The sequence below is a fragment of the bacterium 336/3 genome (assembly GCA_001281695.1).
Taxonomy (GTDB): Bacteria; Bacteroidota; Bacteroidia; order Cytophagales; family Thermonemataceae; genus Raineya.
Window position 1 is genome coordinate 2,751,521 of record LJIE01000001.1, and the last position, 23,012, is coordinate 2,774,532.

General features: G+C 33.0%; 23 protein-coding genes and 1 pseudogene (1 of these 24 cut by a window edge). 15 read left to right on the forward strand and 9 right to left on the reverse strand.

What is annotated here, in order from left to right; translation table 11 throughout:
• The 4 genes from AD998_12780 to AD998_12795 all read right to left on the reverse strand — a co-directional run.
• Positions 1-19, reverse strand: the start of a protein-coding gene (locus tag AD998_12780; GenBank protein KOY86901.1) for a hypothetical protein. It extends 1,307 nt beyond the left edge of the window; only the first 19 of its 1,326 coding nucleotides appear in the window; it begins with the start codon at positions 17-19; its stop codon lies beyond the left edge, outside the window.
• A 357-nt stretch (positions 20-376) separates the two neighbouring features.
• Positions 377-1,183: a hypothetical protein gene (locus AD998_12785; protein ID KOY86902.1), complete on the reverse strand. Its 807-nt coding sequence runs from the start codon at positions 1,181-1,183 to the stop codon at positions 377-379.
• A gap of 3 nt (positions 1,184-1,186) precedes the next feature.
• Positions 1,187-2,077: an ABC transporter ATP-binding protein gene (locus AD998_12790; protein KOY86903.1), complete on the reverse strand. Its 891-nt coding sequence runs from the start codon at positions 2,075-2,077 to the stop codon at positions 1,187-1,189.
• Between the two features lie 24 nt (positions 2,078-2,101).
• Positions 2,102-2,866 carry a 3-deoxy-manno-octulosonate cytidylyltransferase gene (locus AD998_12795; protein ID KOY86904.1) on the reverse strand — a complete coding sequence of 255 codons (765 nt, stop codon included), beginning with the start codon at positions 2,864-2,866 and terminating at the stop codon, positions 2,102-2,104.
• Positions 2,867-3,044: 178 nt separating this feature from the next.
• On the opposite strand from AD998_12795, the gene AD998_12800 reads away from it, so the two are divergent.
• Together AD998_12800 and AD998_12805 are read left to right on the forward strand one after the other, a co-directional pair.
• Positions 3,045-3,503, forward strand: coding sequence for a hypothetical protein (locus AD998_12800; GenBank protein KOY86905.1), 459 nt, complete (start codon positions 3,045-3,047; stop codon positions 3,501-3,503).
• A gap of 18 nt (positions 3,504-3,521) precedes the next feature.
• Positions 3,522-4,307 (forward strand): nicotinamidase, encoded by a 786-nt coding sequence (locus tag AD998_12805; GenBank protein KOY86906.1) that lies wholly within the window; start codon positions 3,522-3,524, stop codon positions 4,305-4,307.
• Here the strand turns inward: AD998_12805 and AD998_12810 are convergent.
• Positions 4,304-4,960: a hypothetical protein gene (locus AD998_12810; GenBank protein KOY86907.1), complete on the reverse strand. Its 657-nt coding sequence runs from the start codon at positions 4,958-4,960 to the stop codon at positions 4,304-4,306. The genes AD998_12805 and AD998_12810 overlap by 4 nt on opposite strands.
• A gap of 116 nt (positions 4,961-5,076) precedes the next feature.
• Between AD998_12810 and AD998_12815 the strand changes: the two genes are divergently transcribed.
• The 8 genes and pseudogenes from AD998_12815 to AD998_12850 all read left to right on the forward strand — a co-directional run bounded on the left by AD998_12815 (position 5,077) and on the right by AD998_12850 (position 9,887).
• Positions 5,077-6,048, forward strand: coding sequence for a deoxyhypusine synthase (locus AD998_12815; GenBank protein ID KOY86908.1), 972 nt, complete (start codon positions 5,077-5,079; stop codon positions 6,046-6,048).
• A 111-nt stretch (positions 6,049-6,159) separates the two neighbouring features.
• The gene (locus AD998_12820) at positions 6,160-6,369 is read left to right on the forward strand and encodes a hypothetical protein (protein ID KOY86909.1); all 210 of its coding nucleotides are present in this window, start codon (positions 6,160-6,162) and stop codon (positions 6,367-6,369) included.
• A gap of 202 nt (positions 6,370-6,571) precedes the next feature.
• Positions 6,572-6,778: pseudogene (locus tag AD998_12825) on the forward strand (hypothetical protein).
• A 20-nt stretch (positions 6,779-6,798) separates the two neighbouring features.
• Positions 6,799-7,890, forward strand: coding sequence for an ATP synthase F0 subunit A (locus AD998_12830; protein ID KOY86910.1), 1,092 nt, complete (start codon positions 6,799-6,801; stop codon positions 7,888-7,890).
• 9 nt (positions 7,891-7,899) lie between these two features.
• The gene (locus tag AD998_12835; protein ID KOY86911.1) at positions 7,900-8,424 is read left to right on the forward strand and encodes a hypothetical protein; all 525 of its coding nucleotides are present in this window, start codon (positions 7,900-7,902) and stop codon (positions 8,422-8,424) included.
• 43 nt (positions 8,425-8,467) lie between these two features.
• A complete protein-coding gene (locus AD998_12840; protein KOY86912.1) occupies positions 8,468-8,716 on the forward strand; it encodes an ATP synthase F0 subunit C in 249 nt (82 codons plus the stop codon).
• A gap of 113 nt (positions 8,717-8,829) precedes the next feature.
• Positions 8,830-9,330, forward strand: coding sequence for an ATP F0F1 synthase subunit B (locus AD998_12845; GenBank protein KOY86913.1), 501 nt, complete (start codon positions 8,830-8,832; stop codon positions 9,328-9,330).
• Positions 9,331-9,347: 17 nt separating this feature from the next.
• Positions 9,348-9,887 (forward strand): hypothetical protein, encoded by a 540-nt coding sequence (locus AD998_12850; protein ID KOY86914.1) that lies wholly within the window; start codon positions 9,348-9,350, stop codon positions 9,885-9,887.
• Positions 9,888-9,927: 40 nt separating this feature from the next.
• Here AD998_12850 and AD998_12855 read toward each other — a convergent pair whose 3' ends face one another.
• Entirely contained in the window at positions 9,928-10,440 is a 513-nt protein-coding gene (locus AD998_12855) for a hypothetical protein (GenBank protein ID KOY86915.1), read from the reverse strand.
• A gap of 152 nt (positions 10,441-10,592) precedes the next feature.
• Between AD998_12855 and AD998_12860 the strand changes: the two genes are divergently transcribed.
• The 5 genes from AD998_12860 to AD998_12880 all read left to right on the forward strand — a co-directional run bounded on the left by AD998_12860 (position 10,593) and on the right by AD998_12880 (position 17,405).
• Positions 10,593-11,249 (forward strand): hypothetical protein, encoded by a 657-nt coding sequence (locus AD998_12860; GenBank protein KOY86916.1) that lies wholly within the window; start codon positions 10,593-10,595, stop codon positions 11,247-11,249.
• Between the two features lie 84 nt (positions 11,250-11,333).
• On the forward strand, positions 11,334-12,104 hold the full coding sequence (locus tag AD998_12865; protein ID KOY86917.1) for a short-chain dehydrogenase: 771 nt from the start codon (positions 11,334-11,336) through the stop codon (positions 12,102-12,104).
• Positions 12,105-12,549: 445 nt separating this feature from the next.
• The gene (locus AD998_12870) at positions 12,550-13,575 is read left to right on the forward strand and encodes a hypothetical protein (GenBank protein ID KOY88193.1); all 1,026 of its coding nucleotides are present in this window, start codon (positions 12,550-12,552) and stop codon (positions 13,573-13,575) included.
• Positions 13,576-13,750: 175 nt separating this feature from the next.
• Positions 13,751-16,126: a hypothetical protein gene (locus AD998_12875; GenBank protein ID KOY88194.1), complete on the forward strand. Its 2,376-nt coding sequence runs from the start codon at positions 13,751-13,753 to the stop codon at positions 16,124-16,126.
• Between the two features lie 22 nt (positions 16,127-16,148).
• Positions 16,149-17,405 (forward strand): hypothetical protein, encoded by a 1,257-nt coding sequence (locus AD998_12880; GenBank protein ID KOY88195.1) that lies wholly within the window; start codon positions 16,149-16,151, stop codon positions 17,403-17,405.
• Between the two features lie 20 nt (positions 17,406-17,425).
• Here AD998_12880 and AD998_12885 read toward each other — a convergent pair whose 3' ends face one another.
• From AD998_12885 to AD998_12895, 3 genes are all read right to left on the reverse strand, one after another.
• Positions 17,426-18,190: a hypothetical protein gene (locus tag AD998_12885; GenBank protein ID KOY86918.1), complete on the reverse strand. Its 765-nt coding sequence runs from the start codon at positions 18,188-18,190 to the stop codon at positions 17,426-17,428.
• 79 nt (positions 18,191-18,269) lie between these two features.
• Positions 18,270-19,469: a hypothetical protein gene (locus AD998_12890; GenBank protein ID KOY86919.1), complete on the reverse strand. Its 1,200-nt coding sequence runs from the start codon at positions 19,467-19,469 to the stop codon at positions 18,270-18,272.
• A gap of 117 nt (positions 19,470-19,586) precedes the next feature.
• Entirely contained in the window at positions 19,587-23,003 is a 3,417-nt protein-coding gene (locus AD998_12895) for a hypothetical protein (protein KOY86920.1), read from the reverse strand.
• Positions 23,004-23,012 lie beyond the last annotated feature (9 nt).

Genomic DNA, 23,012 nt, shown 5'->3' on the forward strand with positions numbered 1-23,012 from the left:
TTTCCCTCCTTTTATCCATTTGTAGGTCTTATTAGGGTCTGCTGTAATCTTACAATTTGTACAAGCTTCCACTGTACCTTCATACTCCTCTGTCTTTACCTTTACAACTTTTGATTGGTATTGAGCATAAGTAGTACCTATTGACAATATTTGTAAGAATAATATTGTGTAAATGTGTCTTTTCATATTAAAATTGTGTGTATTAAAGGGTTTATACTAAAAACTACTGTTTACGTAGTTATCACATTTTGTGCCGAATATAATAAAATTAGTAGAAACTCTTAAAGTTTTTTTAATTTTTAGATAATCTGTCTTTCATAAAATTTCGCAAAATACTAAAAATCAGTTTTTTATTTTTTTACTAAAGTTTTGTATTTTACAAGTCTTTGTTTTTAAGGAAAGTATAAACCAAGCCTATAAAAATCCCAATATATAGAAAGGCTGGAATAAGGCTCATAAAGCTTATTGTTTGTACAAAATCACCAGAATTTGGAATATATTTTGACAATGAAGGTTGAACTACGTTTAGGGGAGTATTGAAAGGAAAATAAGTAAGCCATTCTAAATGGTCTTTGTTGTAGGTTTTCCCAAGCAAGTAAATTTCAAATATACTATACCCCATCAAAGAAACTATAGCAAGCCCAGAACGTCTGATGAGTATCCCTAAAAGCAAACAAAAACACAGATAAACAGATACTTGTAAAAAATAAACCCCCAAATAATAAATCTTATCAAAAAAGTAACTCAATGAGTCTATATTACTTGTTACGCCCAAAAATGTACAAGTTATCGCAACCACTACAGTTGATAGACCACTTAAAATAATTATTTGAGCAACTTTTGCCCATAAAAAATCTTTTCTATCCCAACCATCAATAATATTTTGCCGAGCCGTTTTATAAGTAAACTCATTGGTAATCATTGTGATAACTAACATTCCTAAAAAAACTCGTACAAAAACCGAGAGCCATGTTATATGCATCCAAACATCTGAAAACTCTGTAATAGGCAAATTTGGAATAGGTATTCCTGACCTTCTTATTTCTCCTTTTATAAACTTTGTCATGAAATAATCAAAAGAAGAAGCTATTAGGAGAATACCTCCTATATGCAAGGCAAGCATTATCCAAAAACTACGATAACGGCGTAACTTAATCCACTCTATTTGAAGCAGTTGAATCATATTTTAATCGTTGAGCAATTCTAAAAATTTCTTCTCTAAACTTGTATGATGGGCATTGATTTGAGACAAAATAACACCTTGTTCATAGAAATATTTATTGAGGCTTGCTCCTGTTATATCATCAGAACAAGCAAGAATCAAAGAGGTATCTGTTTTATCTATTTTATGAATGATATTCCAATTTTTAGCTACTTCTTCCAGTTTTTGAAGGCTATCAGACTTTACTTCAAACGAATTTTGATTACCCAATAAATCAGCCACTTTGCCTTCATACAAAAGCTTTCCAGACCTCATGACAATCATGTGGTTACAAACTTTTTCTACTTCATCTAAAAGATGGCTGGCTAAAATGATGGTTTTTCCTTGTTTAGCAATATCTCTAATTAAGTTTCGTATATCTGCAATACCTTGAGGATCAAGACCATTGGTGGGTTCATCTAAAATAAGCACTTCGGGATCTGCTATCAGGGCTGCTGCAATAGCCAAACGTTGTTTCATACCCAATGAAAAAGTACTAAAAGCATAGTCTTTTCTTTCATAAAGTCCTACGGTTTTCAGTACTGATTCAATATTTTTTTCGTTAGCTTGTTTTATTTTAGCAACAATCAGCAAATTATCTACAGCAGAAAGGTAAGGATAGAAAGTTGGTGTTTCTAAAATTGCTCCTATTTTTCTGCGTAAAGAGGCTTTAGGGCTTTCTCCAAACCAACTATAATCTCCTGATGTTGAATTAATTACACCTAAAACCATTCCCAAAGTAGTCGTTTTTCCACTTCCATTGGGTCCCAAAATTCCAAAGATACTTTGTTTAGGCACAGAAAAACTCAAGTCGTTTACAGCCTTGATTTTTCCATAATTTTTAGATAAATGATTAATCGTTAAAACAGACTCCAAATCAGTTGAATTTAATATTGAGTATTAATTTTTCAAAGCATCTATAAACTCCTTGATAGCAGGATGTTCTAAATCTTCAGGAACATCAATGCAATAACTTTCTATATCTGTAATAGTAACACGAATATTAAAACTATTTTCAAGCCAACGCAATTGTTCTAAGCCCTCAGCTTGTTCTAAATTAGAAGGATCAAGTTGTGTAATTTTCTCCAAAACATCACTTCTGTAAGCATACATACCTATATGCTTATAAAAGTCAAATTTCTGAAGCCACTGCTCTTTAGGAATTTGATGTAAATAAGGGATAGGGTGACGACTGAAATAAACAGCTTCCCATTCAGCATCAATGACTACTTTTACTTCATTAGGGTCAAATAAAGTTTCATCATCATCTATTTTTTTAATAAGTGTGGCTAGTTCCACACCTTTTCTATCTAACAGAACATGAGCCAATGTATCTATTTGTTCTGGTTGAATAAATGGCTCATCTCCTTGTATATTGAGTACATAGTCAAAACTACCTTCTATTTTTTGAAGAGCCTCAAAACAACGATCTGTACCACTTGGATGTTTGGTGGATGTCATAATTGCTTCTCCTCCAAAATCAATCACATGCTCATAAATTTTTTTGTGGTCCGTAGCGACCACCAATTTTGATAAAGAATTTGATTGAATAGCCTGCTCATATACACGCTGAACCATTGATTTTCCTTTAATTTCATGTAATGCTTTTGCAGGAAAACGAGTGGAAGCATAACGAGCGGGTATTACTCCTAAAATGGAAGTCATAAAATTATGGTAATAATTGGTTTTGTTTCAAAAGTAGTCAAAAATATATTTTTACCAAAGAATACCTTATAAAATGTATTTTTTCATATACTCAGGAAAAAAAAATATTCGTTTATTGTTGCACCCTTTCCAAAATCTTTAAATTTGGATGAGTCTTTCATTTAACTTTAAAAACTTTATGAAGAAAAATGTTTTGTTCGTCTTTTTGTTTTTTTCATTTGGATTATTGGTACAGGCTCAGGATAAAAAACTGATAAAAGAAGCCCTTGACAACTATTTTCAAGGCTATATTCAGAATGATTCTGTTATTTTACAGAAATCGTTTGAACTTGATTATGGGCATATGAAAGGGATTGGTAAAAATAAGCTCTCTCAAGATAGCCTCTGGACAAGAAATTTTGATGTGGTTGTGAGGCGTTGGGCAACCAAAACACCTTTTACAGATGCTCAGAAAAAGAAAAGTTATTACAAAATCTTGTCTTTGGATATTGTAGAAGAAAAAATGGCTGTTGTAAAAATCAAAATACAACTTGGTGATCGTCTGTTTATTGACTATTTGTCTCTATATAAAATCAATGGTATTTGGAAAATTGTCAATAAAATATTTGTAGAACTTCCTGCTTCTAACAAAAATTAATTTAAAAATTTTAGATATATGCAAAAAAATGCTCTGCTAATTATTGATGCTCAATATGATTTTTGCAACCCTAAAGGGGCTTTATATGTGCAAGGGGCAGACAAAGATATGGAACGATTGTCTCAGTTTATTCAAAATAATATTTTCCAACTCCATCAGATTTTTTTAAGCATTGATAATCACACCATTAATGATATTGCTCATCCGAGTTTTTGGGAAGATAACCACAAAAAACACCCTACTCCTTTTACACAAATTATAAGCCAAGATGTACGTACAGGCAAATGGAAAGCTCGTTTCGAGCCTGAGAAAAGCCTTGAATATTTAGAAAAACTTGAAAAAGATGGAAAATTCATACATTTTATTTGGAATCCTCATTGTTTGATTGGGTCTTTGGGGGCATCTATAGATGAAAGAATTATGCAAGCTACACTGGCTTGGTCTAAGGTTTCAGGAAAAGATTATATTGCTTTTTATAAAGGCATGTACCCATATTCTGAGCATTTTGGTATCTTTGCAGCCCAAATTCCTGATGAAACTGTTGTAGAAACTCAATTAAACAAAAACCTGATTAACAGTCTTTTGCAATATGAGAAAGTTTATGTAGCTGGTGAAGCCAAATCACATTGTGTGGCTACAAGCATCCAGCAAGCCATTGATTTTGCCCCTGAACTAGTTCAAAAAATGGTAATTATAGAAGATTGTATGTCTGATGTAGCAGGTTTAGGGTATTTAGGTGAGCCAGTTTACAAAAAAGCCAAAGCTCTTGGAGTAGCATTCATTAATTCTAAAACTTTTATTTAGATTTCTAAGCAGTTATTTGGTTGATAAAAAATGGTTGTAGAGGAATTCATGGCTACAATTGGTGTATTTCCAACAAAATCTATCCTTTTATAACCTCTTTCATTTAAAAAATCTGTACCTTTCTGATAATCAGGTCTATCACTATTATCTAAAATAATGATTCCTCCCTCTTTTAAATACTTTTCTGATTGAATAATACAATGATTTCTATCTCTTCCATCTACAATTACAATATCATATAATTTGGAAGTTTCTGCAATAGCTTGAGCATATTTACCATTTTCATCTTCTTGAACAGAATGATATGTAATGGTTACTGTTTTAGGCATTTTTGGACGCAAATACTCCACCCAATTTTTATCTCCTTCTACTGCATCAACTGATTTTACTCTTTCAGCTAACCATAATGTAGAATTACCACATCCATATTCAAATATATCAAAGTGAGGTTTTAGTCTGTTCTGTAAAAAATGAATAGCACTATAAGTAAACCAAGGTATAGGTTTTTTATGATTATCAACTGATTGCTTTGTATAAAAGCTTTTAAACCATCCTTCATCTTTTAACCCACTTTTTAAGGTAAGTTGTACATAAGCTCCTAGTTTTAGGAAGTTTAATATATTCCAAATAATTTTTTTTGTAATTTTTAACATTGTAATTCCAAGAAATTTTGAACAAAATAAAGGATATAAATTTATATTTAACTTACAATTAATTGTTTTTTTTTATCTTTGCCGAAAATTATAAACTCCATAAAATAAACCCTTATATGAAAGGACCTATTTCTCAGTTCATTGACCACCATTACAGACACTTTAATGCTGCTGCTTTAAAAGATGCTGCCAACGGTTACATTAAACACCTTGCAGAAGGAGGTAAAATGATGGTTACTCTGGCAGGTGCTATGAGTACAGCCGAACTTGGTGTCTCGCTTGCCGAAATGATTCGTCAAGGGAAAGTAGATATTATTTCGTGTACTGGTGCTAACCTTGAAGAAGACTTGATGAACTTGGTTGCTCACTCTCATTACAGACGTATCCCTAATTATAGAGACCTTACACCAGAACAAGAATGGGAATTATTGGAAAAAGGTTTGAACCGTGTAACAGATACTTGTATTCCTGAAGAAGAAGCTTTCAGAAGATTACAAAAACATATTTATGAACTTTGGAAAAAGGCTGATACCAATGGTGAAAGATATTTACCACATGAGTTTATGTATCAGATGATCAATAGTGGTGTTTTAAAACAATACTACGAAATTGATCCTAAAGATAGCTGGATGGTAGCTGCTGCTGAAAGAAATTTGCCTATTGTTGTAGGTGGTTGGGAAGATAGTACCATGGGAAATATTTTTGCAAGTTATGTAATTAAAAATGATGTGAAAGCAACCACTATGAAAAGTGGTATTGAATATATGGTGTGGCTTTCTGATTGGTACAGAAACAACAGTGCTGGTAAAGGTGTTGGTTTCTTCCAAATTGGTGGTGGTATTGCTGGCGACTTCCCTATTTGTGTTGTACCCATGATGTATCAAGATTTAGAGTGGCATGATGTTCCCTTTTGGAGCTATTTCTGCCAAATTAGTGATTCTACTACTTCTTATGGTTCTTATTCGGGTGCTGTACCCAACGAGAAAATCACTTGGGGTAAATTGGATATTCATACACCCAAATACATTGTAGAAAGTGATGCAACCATTGTTGCTCCACTTATTTTTGCGTATGTAATGGGATTATAGATTTTTTGAGCCAAGAGTCAGAAAGCAAGGCTATTGAGATAAAATGTTTATTTTTGATTCTTGTTTCATGTTTCTTGGCTCTTGTTTCCTCATTCTTAAATCTAAAAAACTATGCCTCGCAAAAAGAAAACAGAAGAAACGGAAAACCAACTCCCCAAAGTTCATAAAGAATTAGAAGGTTTTGATATAAAAATCAATGCTTTTGGAGAAATTGTTTCCTCACTTGATATTGAAAAAATCAATGAGTTTTTGAATAAGAATGTAGATGATAAAAAATTAAAGCATCTCAAAAAAGGAAAAGATGATAAAAAAAATACCTGATTTAGTACAAATTTCATTGATTACAGTTTTACTAGCCGTTTTATTAGCTCTTGATGATTTTGTACTTGCTAGTCCCTTATTACACGAATACAAATGGTATTTGCTTTTGTTTTTTGCTGTACAATCTATATTGACCACATTTATAACAAGCCAAGGACTTACAAAAGACCCCGAATATTTTCAAGGTTTCTTTTTTTCTGCAATGCTTGTAAGAATGTTTTTAAGTATTGGTGTGATATTTTTTGCTGTTTATCAAGGGGTTATCAGTCCTTTTTTGTTTGTAGGCACATTTTTTATTTTATATTTTTGCTTTGTATCGTTTGAAATTTATTCGTTATTATATAACTTGCGAGCCAATTCAGGAAAAAGCCCTGAAGAAGAGCAACAAGCCCAAAATTTAAACTTTTAATTCTGTCTCAATATATAGATATGTACGCTGCTATTCGCTTGTTTTTAGTTGGTATTTTGCTTACTTTTTCGCTTAATACTTTTGCCCAACACGAAGAAAAAGAATTTAATGCTGGAGATTTGATTCTTCATCACATTGCTGACTCTCATGAGTGGCATTTTGCAACTGCTGGTGAAACTCATATCACACTTCCTTTGCCTGTAATCCTTTATACAGATAATGGTCTTGATATATTTTCTTCTTCAGAATTTCATCATGCAGAGAAAAAAGAAATCACAAATGAAAAGGGAGAAAAAGAACACGCTGTAGTTCTTAAAAGAGAAAAAGGTACTTATGTGATGACTCATGACCACATAACTTTAGAAAATGGTGGAAAATTATATGACTTTTCCGTTACTAAAAATGTAGCTTCTTTATTTATAAGTGCTATTTTACTTTTAGTAGTATTCTTTAGTGTTGCTGGTGCTTACAAGAAAAATGCTGGTAAAGCTCCTAAAGGAATGCAATCCTTCTTTGAGCCTATTTTTGTATTTATTCGTGATGAAATTGCTGTCCCAAATATTGGTAAAAAACATGAGCGTTTCATGCCGTATTTAATGACTGTATTCTTCTTCATTTGGTTTAACAACTTATTAGGCTTGATGCCTGGTGGAGCTAACCTTACAGGAAATATAGCTGTTACATTTACTTTAGCTATCTTAACACTTGTTGTTACTTTATTTAGCTCAAATAAATACTACTGGCAACACATCTTCAATACTCCTGGTGTACCTTGGTGGTTAAAAACTTTGGTGCCTATTATGCCTCTTGTAGAATTGATTGGTGTATTTACGAAGCCATTCTCTTTAATGGTTCGTCTTTTTGCAAACATCACCGCAGGACACATCATTATTTTGAGTTTACTTTCACTAATATTTTTGTTTAAGAGTTATGCAGTAGCTCCTGTAAGTGTGGCATTTGCTGTAGTAATGAACTGCTTAGAATTATTTGTAGCTCTTTTACAAGCTTATGTATTTACCTTACTTTCAGCGATGTATTTTGGTGGAGCAGTAGAAGAACATCATCATGAGGAACATCACCATGATGGCAAACACGAAGTACATCACGCATAAAAATATAGGATGAATATTGTAGTTGAGCAATTTTTCTTTGAAGATTGGGGAAGTAATAGTACATGGGGAATTGTTTTGGCAGAAAGTCCAAATTGGGTACTTATTCAAACTTTACCATTAGACTATATTATAGATGGCTTCAAAGTTTTAAATAAAAATGAAATCGTTAAAAGAGAACGTGATTCAGAAGCTTATCAAATAGAGCGTGTTCTCAAATTAAAAAAATATGAGTCTCAAATACCTCAAAATTTCACTTTTGGAACAACCCAAGAGATTATGAAATGGGTAGAAGATAATTATGAAATAGTTGGTTTTCAAGATGATATAGAAGGTGAAACCTTTTTTGGGAAAATACGAGAAGTAAAGCAAGAGGAAGATACTTTTTTTATTAGTTCTATTGACCCACAAGGCTTACTTGATAGTGAATTTGACTACGAATTTAGTTTTGATACAGTAAGAGTCATTAGTTTTGGTGATGATTACTTCAATTCTTTGAAATTACTTTGGAAAGATAATATAAACGACAGACGATAATATAATTTAAAACCTTTTTGTTTAACCCTTAATTTCAATTTTTATGTTACAACTTTTAGTGCTTTTAGCAGAGATTGCAGGTATCGGAGCTGGTTTAGCTGCTGGTTTGGCTGTATTAGGTGCTGGTTTGGGTATCGGTCGTATCGGTGGTCAGGCTATGGACGCTATTGCTCGTCAACCTGAAGCAAGTGGCAAAATCCAAGGTGCTATGATCGTTGCTGCTGCCTTGATTGAAGGTGCTGCTCTATTCGGCGTAGTAGTTGGTTTGTTAATGGCTTTGAAAGTAGCCTAAGCACACACAAAACTTCTGTTTTAGCGATTGGCTAAAGCAGAAGTTTTTACAGTTTAACATTAGAAATTAGGAGTTATTATTATTCAATAATTTTACAATTTACGCTACTCATTATGTTACTTAATCTTATTACCCCAGAACTTGGTTTAATTTTTTGGCAAGCCATAGTCTTTTTACTTTTGCTATTTGTATTGGGTAAATTTGCATGGAAGCCTATTTTACAAGGTATCAAAGAACGTGAAGCTTCTATTACTGATGCTCTTGCTTCTGCCGAAAAAGCAAAATCAGAAATGGCTAAAATTTCTGCTGATAACGAAAAACTTTTGAACCAAGCTCGTGCAGAAAAAGATGAAATGCTTAAAAAAGCTCAACAAACAGCCAAAGAATTGGTAGAGGAAGCAAAAGAAAATGCAACAAAAGAAGCTAATAAAATTTTAGAGGAAGCTCGTCAGCTTATCAGTAGTGAGAAGAAATCCGCAATGGCTGAAATGAAGAAAGAAATTTCAAAGCTTTCTTTAGAAATTGCTGGCAAACTTATCAGAAAAGAGCTTTCAAACAATGATGCTCAAAAAACATTAGCAGAACAACTTCTTAACGAAATTAAGTCTAACTAAGCAATATGGTCAGTAGTATGTCAGAACGTCGTGTAGCTATTCGCTACGCACAGTCTATCTTAGATTTAGCTCATGAAAGAGGCTCATTAGATGAAGTGTATAATGATATGGAGTTTTTTGAAAAAACTCTTGATGAAAACCCTCATTTAAAAGCTGTTATGCGTAACCCTATCATGTATAGTTATGATAAGCAGGTTATTTTAAAGAAAATATTTACTGGGAAATTAAGCTCTCTTACAATGAGTTTTTTTGAAATTATTGCAAGAAAGAACAGAGAAGAAGTTTTGTACGCAGCAGCTAGAGAATTTGAAACACTTTACGAAAATTTTAAAGGCATTTTAAGAGTAACTCTTACTTCTGCTGCACCTATTACAGATGATTTTCGTAGTAAAGTTATCAAACTGATTGAACAATCTACTGGAAAGACTATCAAACTCAAAGAAAGAGTGAATCCTGATTTGATTGGTGGTTTTACAATCACATTCGATAACGATAAGCAAATTGATGCTTCTGTTAGAACTAAAATGAAACTGATAGCAAAAGAATTTTCATTATAATAAAAAAGGTCTGAACTCAATTCAGACCTTTTTTATTACTTTAATTTCTGTAAGTCCATGTATAATTAGCTGTAAGAGGAACAGGAATTGGTAGTTGAGGAATGTTGATATTTTGTTGTAATGAACCTTTTAAAATGAGTTCAGTTGTTGTAATCTTTTCAATATTGATGCTTGTCGGAACAGTTATCCCAAAAACAGATAAAGATGCCTGTATTTCAGGACTTAGCAAACCATCTGTACTTGAAATTTCTATTTTTTTACTATCAGAACTTAATGTATAAGTCTGTCTATTTCTTTCTGTAAGCAAGCCTGTATTTACATCTCTGGTATAAAAAATAACTATGTTATCTTTTGTAAATTCCACAGCTGTTGAGTCCGTATTTACAATCTGAGCATCTGAAAAACCAAAGGTATTTACATTATAATTCAGATTCACCCCTATCCAGATATGAGCAGTTAATAAATCTTTGGGTGTAGGCTCTGATTTCTTTTTACAAGAAAATGTGAAAATAGCTACTAATACTAAAAATTTCAAAATGAGGTTAATTTTCATATAGTTTTATTTAAAAATAATAGCCAATTTCGGTAATTTCTATAGTTTTTCAAAATTTTTTATCTTTATAAAAAATACGCCTTTCAGCGTATAGGTTATATGATGCTTTTTATCCAATTTTCTTATCCCAAACACTCTAAAACTTACTACCTATGATACGCATTGCAGTTGTTGAGGATAATTATAAACTACTTCAAAATCTTTTAGAGAGGATTGTACGCTACGACACTTTAGAAGTAGTATTTACAGCCTCAAATGGGAAAGAAGTTCTTGAAAAATTAGAGAAAACTACATTGGATAATATTCCTGAAGTGATTTTGATGGATATTGAAATGGATAAGATGAATGGAATTGAAGCAACTGCCCGTCTCAAAGAGCGATTTCCACAAATAGAAGTTTTGATGCTAACAGTTTTTGACAATGATGAAAAAATTTTTGAGGCTATCAAATCAGGAGCTGGAGGCTATTTACTTAAAGATGAGAAAATTGAGAAAATCTTTGAAGCTATTGAAATTCTAAAAGCTGGAGGCTCTTTAATGTCTCCTTCCATAGCCCGAAAAGCTCTTAACTTTTTTAGTGTTTCTCCACCACAAGCAAAAAAAACACAGCAAGAAACAAGCCTTACCAATAGGGAAATGGAGATTTTGCAGTTAGTAATAGAAGGCATTTCATATCCTGAAATTGGTGAACGTCTCTTTATTAGCTATGGAACTGTAAGAACACATGTAAAAAATATATTTGAGAAACTTCACGTAAAAAACAAACAAGAAGCTACTAAAATAGCTATTGAAAAAAAATGGTTTTGGTGATTATTATATTCTTTTTCACTGACTTAACTCATAGAGCATATTGAAAATCTTATGTAGCTTTAACACAAAGAAACACCAAACTTTATGCTCGATTTATCAAATCAAAAAGGACTGATTGTTGGAGTAGCCAACGACAAATCAATTGCTTATGGATGTGCCAAAACTTTAGCTCAACATGGAGCAAGTTTAGCCATTACTTATCTCAACGAAAAGGCTGAAAAGTTTGTGCGACCACTTGCAGAGGAAGTAAATGCTGAAATTATTGCTCAGATGGATGTACAAAATGAGCAGGAAGTCGTTAAAGTTTTTGAGGAAATTAAGCAGAAATGGGGCAAATTGGATTTTCTTATTCATTCAATAGCTTTTGCTCCTCTCGAAGATTTAAAAGGAAGATTGCTTGATTGCTCTTTAGAAGGCTTTAAATTGGCAATGGATGTGAGTTGCCACTCATTTATTAGGCTGGCTCATCACTCAGAACCTCTTTTGTCTGTAGGGCAAGGCTCTTTACTTGCTATGAGTTATTATGGTTCAGAAAAAGTAGTTCAGAGCTACGCTATTATGGGACCTGTAAAAGCAGCCTTAGAAAGTGCTGTCAGGTATTTGGCATTTGAGTTGGGCGAAAAAGGTATCAATGTCAATGCTATTTCGCCAGGCACAATTGCTACAAGAGCAGCAGGAGGCTTAGCAAATTTTGATGAATTAATGAAAAAAACAGAAGAAACCACCCCTCTCAAACGATTGCCTACTATTGAAGATGTAGGTAAAATGGCAGCTTTTTTAGTTTCTGAAGAAGCTCAATACATTACTGGAGATGTATTTTATGTAGATGGTGGCTATCATATTATGGGTGTTTAAAAATTTGATTTTCTCTTAACATCCTTGTTATTCAAAATTGTATATTTGTATCAACTAACTTTTCATAGAAATGGAAACTAAAAGCACTAAAACTACTAAAAAAGATTCTTCTGTCAATGGAAGTAACAACCATACCAAAGAATCAAATGAAAGAGAATTGACTCCTTTTGGCAATTTCTTTAATAGTTCTTTCTTTGAAAAATGGCAAGAACAATGGAGTGAAAAATTTAATTCTTCTAAAAAAGCAAATTCAAATCCATTTGAACTATTTTCAGCTTCGCAGTTTGGTGAGTGGCAACAATGGTGGCAAGATTTGAGCAAGGCTTTTATGGAAAAAAGCTCAGAGGAAGTAAATAAATCTATCCAAAATTATTTGGATAGTGCTGATTTACAAAAACCTATCCGCAATACTGCTGACGCAGTTTTGGAAATGTCTCAACATCTTTTGGATTTCAAAGAGTTTATGGATTATGCGACAGTAGCTCTGAATAAAAAACCAGAATGGACTACTCCCAATGTGGTAGTTGGCAAACTTAAATGCTTTGATTTGAGGCAGTTCTCTCCTATCATAGACAAAACAAAGTCTGCTACTTTGGTACTTCCTCCATTTGCAGGACATTATTCCACCATTGCAGATTTTTCAGAAAAACAAAGTTTAATACGCCACTTGATGGATTATGGCATTCCAAATGTGTACAGTTTGGATTATCATAGTGCCACTAAAGAAATGCAATATTATGATATTGATGATTATTTGGCTCAAGTAGATGTATTTGTAGATGATATTGGTGATAATGTGAATTTGATTGGCTTGTGTCAAGGTGGTTGGTTTGGCTCTATTTATACAGCTCGCTTCCCTCAAAAAGTAAAAACTTTGGTAATTGCAGGCTCTCCATTCGATACCAAAGCTGGAGATGGACACCTTGAAAATACGGTTGATAATGCCAATCCTACATTTTTTAAGAATTTAGTGAAAATGGGGCAAGGTGTAATGGATGGTAAGATGATGGTGCAAGGTTTCAAGAATATGAATCCTATGCAACATTATATCGAAAAATACCAGAATTTATATAAAATGGTAAAAGGTGCTAAAAATGATGAGGCTGGTCTTGAGCGTTACGAAAATTTTGAAATTTGGTACGAAAACACCATCAATTTACCTGGTAAGTGGTATGAGCAGGTTATTGATGAGCTTTTCAGAAATAATAACTTTGTAAATGACCAGTTTGTAGCTTTGGGTAGAAATGTAAGTCCAAAAGATATCAAATGTCCTATGTACCTGTTGGCTGGCGACAAAGATGATATTACCCTTCCTGAACAAGTATTTGATGCTGAGAAGTATATTGGTACACCTAAAGCTAATATTGGCAAAGGGCTTGCACAGGCTGGACATATTGGTTTATTTATGGGGCGTTCTGTATTGGGTAAAAACTGGAAAGAAATTGCAGAATGGATGCTTAAAAATCAATAGTATAAAATATTTGTTTTCTCAAAGAAGGTTTCTTTTTTATTTTATAGAAACCTTCTTTTTATTTTTAAAAATTTCTGTTTTTTGGTTTTAAAGTGTAAGTTTGCAACGTTTTTTATTGTTATAATATATTATATTCATGCAGGTATTTCTCAGAAGGTTACGTTCAATTAAAGATATTTGGTCAAAATTTGCTGATTTTATTTTAAAGTATCGTTTACCTATTCTTATTATAGTTATTATCTCTACTGTTGGAATGGGGTTTCTGGCTACCAAAGTAACTTTAAAATACGAATATACACCTGTAGTTCCTGAAACAGATTCAGACATGATTCTTTTCAGAAATTTTAAGAAAACCTTTGGAGAAGATGGAAATGTGTTTGCTTTGGGCTTCCATGATAAAAAAATTTATGAAATCGGTGTTTTTCAGAAATATTATCAATTCTGCCAAGAATTAGGTAAAATAGAAGGTGTCAATCAGGTTCTTTCATTGGCTGCTCTCAAAGAAATCATGAAAGATGATTCCCTCAAACGCTTCTATTCTCGCCCCATTTTTAATCAGATGCCTACAACACAAGCCGAATTGGATAAAAATTTGGCTGTTATCAGAAATATTAAACTCTATGAAGGGCAGTTATTCAACAAAAATAATTTGGCTACTCTTGTTGGTATTACTATAGAAAAAGATTATCTCAATTCTGCCAAAAGACTTGCTCTTACTCCAAAAATTATAGCTCTTGCAGAAAAATTTGAAAAAGAAACTGGTGTAAAAGTCCATTTTGGAGGTTTACCTTATGTACGCAGTATCGTAACAGGCAAAGTCAAAAATGAATTACAATTGTTTTTATTCATCTCAATTGCTGTTACTTGTGTGGTTATGCTGATTTTCTTTAGGTCTTGGCAGCCCGTTCTCATAGCTTTTTTGGTGATTGTAGCTGCTGTTTTGTGGTCTTTGGGTACAATGGACTTACTCAATTATCAGATCACAGCCCTTACAGGTCTAATGCCTCCTATTTTGGTCGTCATTGCCGTTCCAAATTGTATCTACTTGATTAACAAGTATCAACAAGAATATCTAGATTATCAGGATAAAAATATTGCCCTTAAAAATGTGATTGTTAAAATTGGGTTTGTAACTGTCATTGTAAACGTTACAACAGCCATTGGTTTCATTGTTTTTGTATTTGGTAATGTAGAGATTTTATCAGAATTTGGTCTTGTAATTAGTTTAAACACTTGTATTACATTTGTTTTGAGCATTTTACTCATTCCTATTTTTTATTCGTACTTACCTGCTCCCAATACCAAATCTGTGGAGCATTTGGAGTTTAAGTACATGAAAAAAATATTGGAGTTTTTGGTTCGATTGTCTCTCAAAAGACGTAAAACCATTTATGCTGTTAATATTATTGCTGTGATTATTAGTATTGGAGGAATGTTTTTACTCAAACCTCTTGCATATTTAGTTGATGACCTCCCTGAAACCAGTGGTGTAAGAAGTGATTTGAAATTCTTTGAATCTAATTTTAAAGGTATTATGCCTTTAGAGCTTGTGGTTGATACTAAAAGACCTAAAGGGTTAAGAAAAAAGGGTTTATTGCCTAAAATAGATTCTTTAGAAAAAAGATTGGCTCGCCTTCCAGAAATTGGAAAACCTCTATCTATTGTAGATTATCTAAAAAGCATCAATCAGGTATATTTTAATGGAGATTCTGCTTTTTATGCACTTCCTGATGCCAGAAATTTTGTTTTCTTAGAAAAATATATTTCAAAACCCGTTGATGGACAAGATAATATTTCACGCTTTTTTGTTGATTCCTTAGAACAGAAAATGAGAATTTCTTTTAAAGTAGCGGATGTGGGTTCTATTGAAATGGCAAAACTTATCAATACACAGGTTCGCCCTGCTATTGATGAAATCTTTAAGAATACTGATGCAACAGTCTCTATTACAGGCACATCTGCTATTTTTGTAAAAGGCAATAAATATTTGATAGATAGTTTGCTTTCAGGGATGCTCATGGCTATATTTTTAGTAGCTATTGCTCATGCATTTCTGTTTACCAACCTCAAAATTATCATTATATCTCTGATTCCCAACATTATACCCATGCTTGTAACAGCAGGTCTGATGGGTTTTTTGGGAATCCCTCTCAAACCAAGTACCATGATTATCTTTAGTATTGTCCTTGGAATTGCCGTAGACAATACTGTTCACTTTTTAGCTCATTATAGAATGCAATTGGATGAGGATACAGATCATATTCATGCTGTTATGGTCAGTATCAGAGAAACAGGCTTTAGCATGATTTATACTTCTGTGGTACTGTTTGCTGGTTTTGCTACCTTTATTGCTTCAGAGTTTGGTGGAACAATCGCTTTGGGTTCACTTACTTCCATTACATTGTTTGTAGCATTGCTTACAAACCTTACTATTTTACCTGCGTTACTTATTTCTTTTGATGAGCAAAAGCCCAAAAAGACAGAAGATGAGTATATTGAACAGAATGAACAAGAGATTCAGAATGAGCATACTCCAAAGGAAAATTTATAGTTTCAAAAATCAAATTGTAACTATGTGTAGAAAATCTATTTTACTGGTTAGTCTATTTGTTATTTTACAAAATTCTCTTGCTCAAGATATTACAAGAGTAAAAAGTAATTTAATGACTCTTTGTTCTCCTAAATTTAATGGACGAGGCTATGTAGGCAAAGGCGATTCGATTGCTGCTCAATGGATAGCTCAAGAATGGCAAAAAATAGGTTTAAAAACTTTTAATAATTCTTATTTTCAGCCATTTAATTTGAGTGTTAATACATTTCCACAACCCATTCAGATTTCTTTAGGAAAAAAGAAATTAAAAATTGGAGAAGATTTTATTGTAGGTAGTGGTTCGCCTTCTGTATTTGGCAAAGCTTCCATTATTTACTTGGATACTTTAATATTTGATAATCCTGAAAGGAAATCGGCTTTTTTCAAACAAGACTTTAGAAAAAAAGCTTTTGTGTATCCAGCTAAATACGAAAAACAATTCTCAAAACTTAATTCTCAAGAAACCCAAAAAATACTCCATGAAACGATTCTTTGGGTTTCTCTGCACGATAAACTGACTGCCAGCGTTTCAACAAATCAAGATGAAAAAGCTGAAGTCATGGCTCTCCGTTCATCTTGGGACTACAAAGCCAAGAAAATCAGTTATAACATTAGGGCTAAATTTATTGAAAAATACCAAACGCAGAATATCATTGGCTACATTCAGGGCACTTCCAAATCTGATAGCATGGTAGTTTTTACAGGGCATTACGACCACTTGGGCAACATGGGTGGAGCTTGTTTTATTGGTGCAAATGACAACGCAAGCGGAATCAGTATGCTGATGGAACTTGCTCATTATTATGCCCAAAATCCACCTGCTTATACTGTTGTTTTTATGGCTTTTGCTGCTGAAGAAGCAGGACTAATAGGCTCTAAATTTTATACAGAAAACCCAGTTTTCGATTTGAAAAAGATAAAAGTTCTTATCAATTTAGATTTGGTAGGTACTGGAGATGAAGGCATTACGATTGTTAATGGGGCTGTTTTCGAGAAAGATTTTCAGAAATTTGTAGAACTCAATGATGCTAAAAAATTGCTTCCAAAGGTTGTTAAACGTGGAAAAGCAGCCAATTCCGACCATTATTTCTTTTCTGAAAAAGGAGTAAAAGCTTTTTTTATTTATACTATGGGAGGTATCAAGGCGTATCACGATGTTTATGACAAGCCTGAAACATTGCCCCTTACCAAATACAAAGAGGTTTTTACCTTACTCACAGACTATGTGAAATCTTTATAGTCAAATATTGAAGTAAAAACTTATTTTAAACGATCATACACATCTTTTCTCAAAAACGAGAACGTCAACATATTTTTATCTCCTTGAATAGCGATATAATTGTTTTTCAGCAGTTTATTGATGCTTTCTTGTATTTTTTCAATGGGTTTTTCTCCTTGCCTATGGTATTCCAGACAAATCAGTTTTACATCTAATTTTTTATCAAGAATATCATCAATTACTGCAAATTCTGCCCCTTCTATATCCATTTTAAGCATATCAATAGTTTGATGGCTTCTTTCTTGCATGAGATGTTCAAGTGTATCTACCTGTACTTCAATATATTTTTCGGTACTTTGCATATTAAGCAACGAATGAGAAACATGCGTTTCGTTGGCAGGAACAAAAAATTTCATGGTTGTTTTTTCGTTCCAAAGCCCTAAAAGTTCAAAATTTATTTTTTGAAAAGTAGTTGGAGTAGTTGGATATGTATAGTTTTTATACAAAGGTGTTAGAATTCCTTTGGTTGTATTTTCTTTAAGCGTATCAAAATGAGCTTTGGCTCTTGGAGTTGGGTCAAATATAAAAACATGAGGATTATATTTATTAGCAATTTCAATATCTAAAGAAATATCTTCCCCTGCTCCTACTGCATAGTAAATAGAGTTTTCATTCAAGAGTTTGATTGGTAAGGTATAACCACCATATTCTGTACCCACATGAATCTGCTCTTTGAGTGGTTTAATTTCTAAAACAAGTTTAGGTTCAAACCATTTTTTTATTTTACGTTGTATAATTGCAAACATAAATGTATGAGGTAAGTCTTAAAAAAATACAAGGAGGGCTAGCCTCCTTGTTGTCTTTATAAAAGATTTAATTTTTCTCTTAATTTGTAGAATCTGTATCAGGTGTTGCAGAAGCTGTCTGTTTGCCTCCAAAATTTAAAGATAAAGTAATACGGAATGTTTCTGCAAGAGGATTTCCTTTTTTGAAAGGAATCATGTAAGCTGCATCTAATCCAAATATCTGATATCTCGCTCCAATACCAACAGTAGCATATTTTCTATCACCTTTGTTTTTATTTTCTAAAGCCATACCCAAACGAGCCATAAACATATCATTATAATTATACTCACCTCCAATATTGACCATCCACTCTTGCATTTCTTCTTTGAAACCATCAGGGGCATCACTAAAAGAAGAGAAAATACCACTCAAAAGACTTATATCACGAGGATTTTTACCACTCACAATAACTCCTTGCGAATCTCTTAAGGGAGGAGAAGGAACAAGTAATTTGTTCAGATCCAAAGCCAATGTAACTTTATTAAACTCATCAATTTGAGCAGTACCAGCACCACCTAAACGTAGGTTGGTAGGGATAAAATCTCTTTGATTTTCACCTGTATAAGATATTTTTGCTCCTAAGTTTGAAATAGCTGCACCAAAAGCCAAATCTGTTTGTAAACCACCAATATTCAAATCTTTTTTATTATAGAAAGCAGAAATATCTACACCACCTGTTACACCTGCACGAGCCTGTCCTGTTGAACCACTTGATGTAAAGTAAAGGTTCGCAATATTACTATTTACAAAGAATGCTCCTACAGCAAGTCCTAAATTATCTGTCAATCTGCGAGAATAATGTGAACGAATCGCAAATTCTCTAGGTCTATAATCTCCAATACCATTACCTTGAGCATCTGTAAAATTAATATCACCTAAGTCAAAATAAGTCATTGCAAGTGTTACAGCATGTCTGTCATCCCATTTATAATAACCACTTAAATAAGAAATAGACATATCATTTACAAGTTGGCGTAACCAAGGAGTATATGACAAGGCTACACCTATATTTTTATCAGAAAAAGCTATTTTTGCTGGATTCCAAAAAGTAGCATTTGCATCAGCAGAAACTGCACTACCAGCATCCCCCATCCCAGCAGCACGAGAATCAGGAGAGATTTGAAGAAAAGGAACTGCCGTTGTAATAGGGCGACGTCCTGTTGTATCCACCTGAGCCGATGATAAAAATGATAAGCTACTTAAAGTGATTGTAAAGCAAAAGAAAATTATTTTTTTCATTGAATTATTAATTAGAAATTTTACAAAAATACAAATATTTAGTAAAATTCATTCCATAAGGTTGTATTTTTTAGGATTGAAAATATATTTTTTTGTACTTATTTGATTTACTATGCTTTATTGCTTCAATATTACAAGCCGATTGGTAACTGTATTTTGGCTGTTATCTTTTAGAGAACGAACGGAAATGCGGTAAATATAGACTCCATTAGCAAAATCCGTGCCATTTTCTTTTAAAACGATTTCTAGTTGTCTTACTACCGAAGTATTTGCCTCCAAAGCTTTTTTTGCTTCCCATACTTTTTTCCCTTGCGAATTTATGATTTGTATTTCAACTTCCAAATCTTCTTCAAATCTATTATGTTCAAAACTAAAAATTGTTTTATCACTAAATGGATTAGGGTAATTAAACACATTCTTAAGGGCCATTTGAGCCGTTGAGGCTACTATAAAACTAATTTTTTCTTCTGCTGAATTGTTATAAGTATCCCATGCCTTGAGTGTAAGTGTATAGTTGCCATTGGGTAAACTTCTAAACTGATACAATACATCTCCACTTTTATAGGTATCTATGTTTGCAGTATAAAAATTATTTAAAATTCTTGGAGAGGTTGTGCTATCGTTCAAATAAGCTGTAATATCATGTCCTACCCCTGCTGATGAAATGTTGATACCATTTTCATCATAGATTTTTGCTAGCAAAATAGGGTTTTGTCCCACAAGCCCACCATCTACAAATGTAGTATCATTCATAAACAAACGTATTTTTGGAGGTGTATTGTCTGCTATAGGGTTTGCGTTGCTCCCTCCTACAATTATATCTGTTTTTCCTGAGCCAGCATCTCTGTTTTGAGTGGTATCAGAGGCATAAAAGCTTATTTTTCCTTCTCCATAAGCATAAACAATATCTTTGGGAATAACCGTTTCAAAGTAGAACTTCCCATTCTTCACACTTGCTTTTCCATTAAACAGTCTATTTTCTCGTGTAGAGAAATTAAATTTAGGAGATGACTGCGTTCCAAGAGTAGTTTTTAAGTTTAGTTTGTCAAAAATAATGGTTTCCAAAACACCTTGAAAATTAGGGATAATGGCATCATTTTCATCTCTAATTTCGCCTTCAATGGTTACTTTACTCAATGCTTTAAGAGTATCCTGAGATACTAATATATCTTTGTTGTTGAGTTTTGTAATAACTATATTTTCTTTTGGATAAGCCAAACGCATGGAAGGATCTCCCAATAACGAGAAATTTCTATTGATAGAACCACTTAAACTGTTATTTTTAGTCAAACGCATCACATCTCCCAATCGAGGCATTTTTCCTGAAATAGGTTCAAAAATAAAATTATAGATTTGAGTATTGAGTATAAAATTGGTACTTGAAAATACTGGTCTAGTCGTGGTTATTAAGCCTATTGCTCCTGCTTTAGGTTGTAAAACAGCTACTTCAGCTCCTGAAACAATGGAAGGCTCATCATATCTACCAAATTCGCAGGTTGCTGTAATCATAAGAGGCAAATGATTATAATTTTTCCATGTTTTGATGTCGGGGGTCCTCAAGACTTCTTCTTGCATCCAACCAACTTCTCCACCATGTCCTGTGTAATTGATAATCAAAGCACCTTTTTCAATAGATTTTGTAAAAGCATCTTTACAAGCAGGCGAACGTTCACTCCCTCCTGTACTAACTTGCTGAAATGCATCTAAATAGATTTTTTCAATATTATAATTAGAATAAACTGTTTCTACCTTGTCTGTCAATTTATCTGCATCAGATTGGTGTTGGTTTACATCTCCGTCATCAGCCAAAAAAACTACATTTTTTCGCCAGCTACCTAAAGTTTCTTTATTGGTATAATGAATCAGTTTATCTACTACATCCTGAGCTTCTTGAGCTGTTCGGGCAGGTATACGTCCCACAGCAACATCTATGGTATGGTCGAAAGTAGGAACATTATTGAATGTTTCTAGCCATTCTCCTTCTGTTGCTTCCATAAATCCAAAATAATCATCCGATGAGTAGCTATAAATAGGATGCAACGACTCTCTTGACTCATAAATAGGAATGTAATTGGTATTATTAGTTAAACGATTTTTATAATCGTAAGAAGCAGCCCCGAAAAGTAATAAATATTTCACTTCTGTTGGGTTCTTTTGATAGATGTGTTTTACAAAATCTCGCAAGGCTGATACATCTTGTTTACCTGATGAAAATTCATTGTATATTTGAAATACATCTACCACCATTACAGATAGCTTATCATAGTCTCTTCTAAAACTGGCTAACTGTTCTGCTTGTTCTCTGAAATTGGGATGTGTAATGATGATTAAGTTTGCAGGATTCAATGCTCTCAAATTCTGATTTTCCATTCCTCCAACAAGCTGTGGACTTGGAAAGTCTGCTCCTTGCCATACTACAAATTCTTTCAAAGTATTTGTATTTACTCCAAAAACAGCTTGATTACCAGATAAATTATATTCTTGATTTACAGGATTTAACGGGCTTGTAATGTCCCAAATTCTTGAATTTCCATCTGTATTACCTACTGTAAAATTTGAAATACCAGCATTTAAACTTTTGATGGACTGAAATTTTGTTTGATTTCCATACAATTGAAGTTGCTTTTCATATTGTACTCTAAAATAATTCAAATATCCTCTTGTACCTGTTCCTTGTTGGCTATAACTATAAGTTACGTTAAGTTGTGGTAACTGTGGCAGTTGATTACTATTGATTACAAATGTTTCTGTTCCGATAGCTCCTTTACTTGCATAAGTAGCATCTATAATAGCTGATACATTATGTGTACCAACTGTGTTTCCATTGATGTTTACCTGAAAAGTAGAATTGGAAAAAGCCTGACTTAAAACTGATGATGTAAAAATCAGGTTTGAGCCAGCCACAATACCCTCTACATTATAATTATTGACTTGTACTTGATTAGAGCCATTGAAAAATTCTCCATACCATTCTCTTCCTGAACCACCTCGCCCAATTTGACTCAAAATATTCTTTTCATCTTTTTCATGAAAAAAATATTCATCAAATGTATTGATGGTTTGTGTTGCTCCTGCTACAGAATTTTGTGTTTGAACACGAAACCCTTGCGAACTTTTAATAGTGATAAAATAATAGTTTTTATCATCATACAGATTTTTTTCGTGTATAAATCTTTGATTAGAAGCATTATAATTCCATTTATTAGCTCCTTGAGCATAAAAAAGGATATAATCGGAATCATTGAATCTGCCGTCTTCTTCACCTGCTACCAAAATAGAGTTTTCTTGTAAATCGGCTATACGAGCAGTATTGTTGGCTTGTGGCAACATACCTCCTCCATTACCATAAATAGCAATGTTTTTAGGATTGATTTCATTTATATTGATTCCTAAATCACGAAGATTTTGAGCAGTAAGTTTATGTATTCCAGATTCTGTAATGGCTATTTTATACCAATTACCCGAACTGAGTACTGAATTTTGAGCAAAAGACTGAAAAACAATAAAATAGAAAATAAAAACTAAATATCTCATAGTTTATTT

Excerpts from the sequence above, each read along its gene's own strand:
- AD998_12855 (KOY86915.1), bottom strand. The coding sequence starts at position 10,440 with ATGAAAATTAACCTCATTTTGAAATTTTTAGTATTAGTAGCTATTTTC.
- AD998_12860 (KOY86916.1), top strand. The coding sequence starts at position 10,593 with ATGATACGCATTGCAGTTGTTGAGGATAATTATAAACTACTTCAAAAT.
- AD998_12880 (KOY88195.1), top strand. The coding sequence starts at position 16,149 with ATGTGTAGAAAATCTATTTTACTGGTTAGTCTATTTGTTATTTTACAA.
- AD998_12895 (KOY86920.1), bottom strand. The coding sequence starts at position 23,003 with ATGAGATATTTAGTTTTTATTTTCTATTTTATTGTTTTTCAGTCTTTT.
- AD998_12850 (KOY86914.1), top strand. The coding sequence starts at position 9,348 with ATGTCAGAACGTCGTGTAGCTATTCGCTACGCACAGTCTATCTTAGAT.
- AD998_12885 (KOY86918.1), bottom strand. The coding sequence starts at position 18,190 with ATGTTTGCAATTATACAACGTAAAATAAAAAAATGGTTTGAACCTAAA.
- AD998_12795 (KOY86904.1), bottom strand. The coding sequence starts at position 2,866 with ATGACTTCCATTTTAGGAGTAATACCCGCTCGTTATGCTTCCACTCGT.
- AD998_12835 (KOY86911.1), top strand. The coding sequence starts at position 7,900 with ATGAATATTGTAGTTGAGCAATTTTTCTTTGAAGATTGGGGAAGTAAT.
- AD998_12820 (KOY86909.1), top strand. The coding sequence starts at position 6,160 with ATGCCTCGCAAAAAGAAAACAGAAGAAACGGAAAACCAACTCCCCAAA.
- AD998_12865 (KOY86917.1), top strand. The coding sequence starts at position 11,334 with ATGCTCGATTTATCAAATCAAAAAGGACTGATTGTTGGAGTAGCCAAC.
- AD998_12805 (KOY86906.1), top strand. The coding sequence starts at position 3,522 with ATGCAAAAAAATGCTCTGCTAATTATTGATGCTCAATATGATTTTTGC.
- AD998_12785 (KOY86902.1), bottom strand. The coding sequence starts at position 1,183 with ATGATTCAACTGCTTCAAATAGAGTGGATTAAGTTACGCCGTTATCGT.
- AD998_12815 (KOY86908.1), top strand. The coding sequence starts at position 5,077 with ATGAAAGGACCTATTTCTCAGTTCATTGACCACCATTACAGACACTTT.
- AD998_12840 (KOY86912.1), top strand. The coding sequence starts at position 8,468 with ATGTTACAACTTTTAGTGCTTTTAGCAGAGATTGCAGGTATCGGAGCT.
- AD998_12890 (KOY86919.1), bottom strand. The coding sequence starts at position 19,469 with ATGAAAAAAATAATTTTCTTTTGCTTTACAATCACTTTAAGTAGCTTA.
- AD998_12800 (KOY86905.1), top strand. The coding sequence starts at position 3,045 with ATGAAGAAAAATGTTTTGTTCGTCTTTTTGTTTTTTTCATTTGGATTA.
- AD998_12830 (KOY86910.1), top strand. The coding sequence starts at position 6,799 with ATGTACGCTGCTATTCGCTTGTTTTTAGTTGGTATTTTGCTTACTTTT.
- AD998_12810 (KOY86907.1), bottom strand. The coding sequence starts at position 4,960 with ATGTTAAAAATTACAAAAAAAATTATTTGGAATATATTAAACTTCCTA.
- AD998_12845 (KOY86913.1), top strand. The coding sequence starts at position 8,830 with ATGTTACTTAATCTTATTACCCCAGAACTTGGTTTAATTTTTTGGCAA.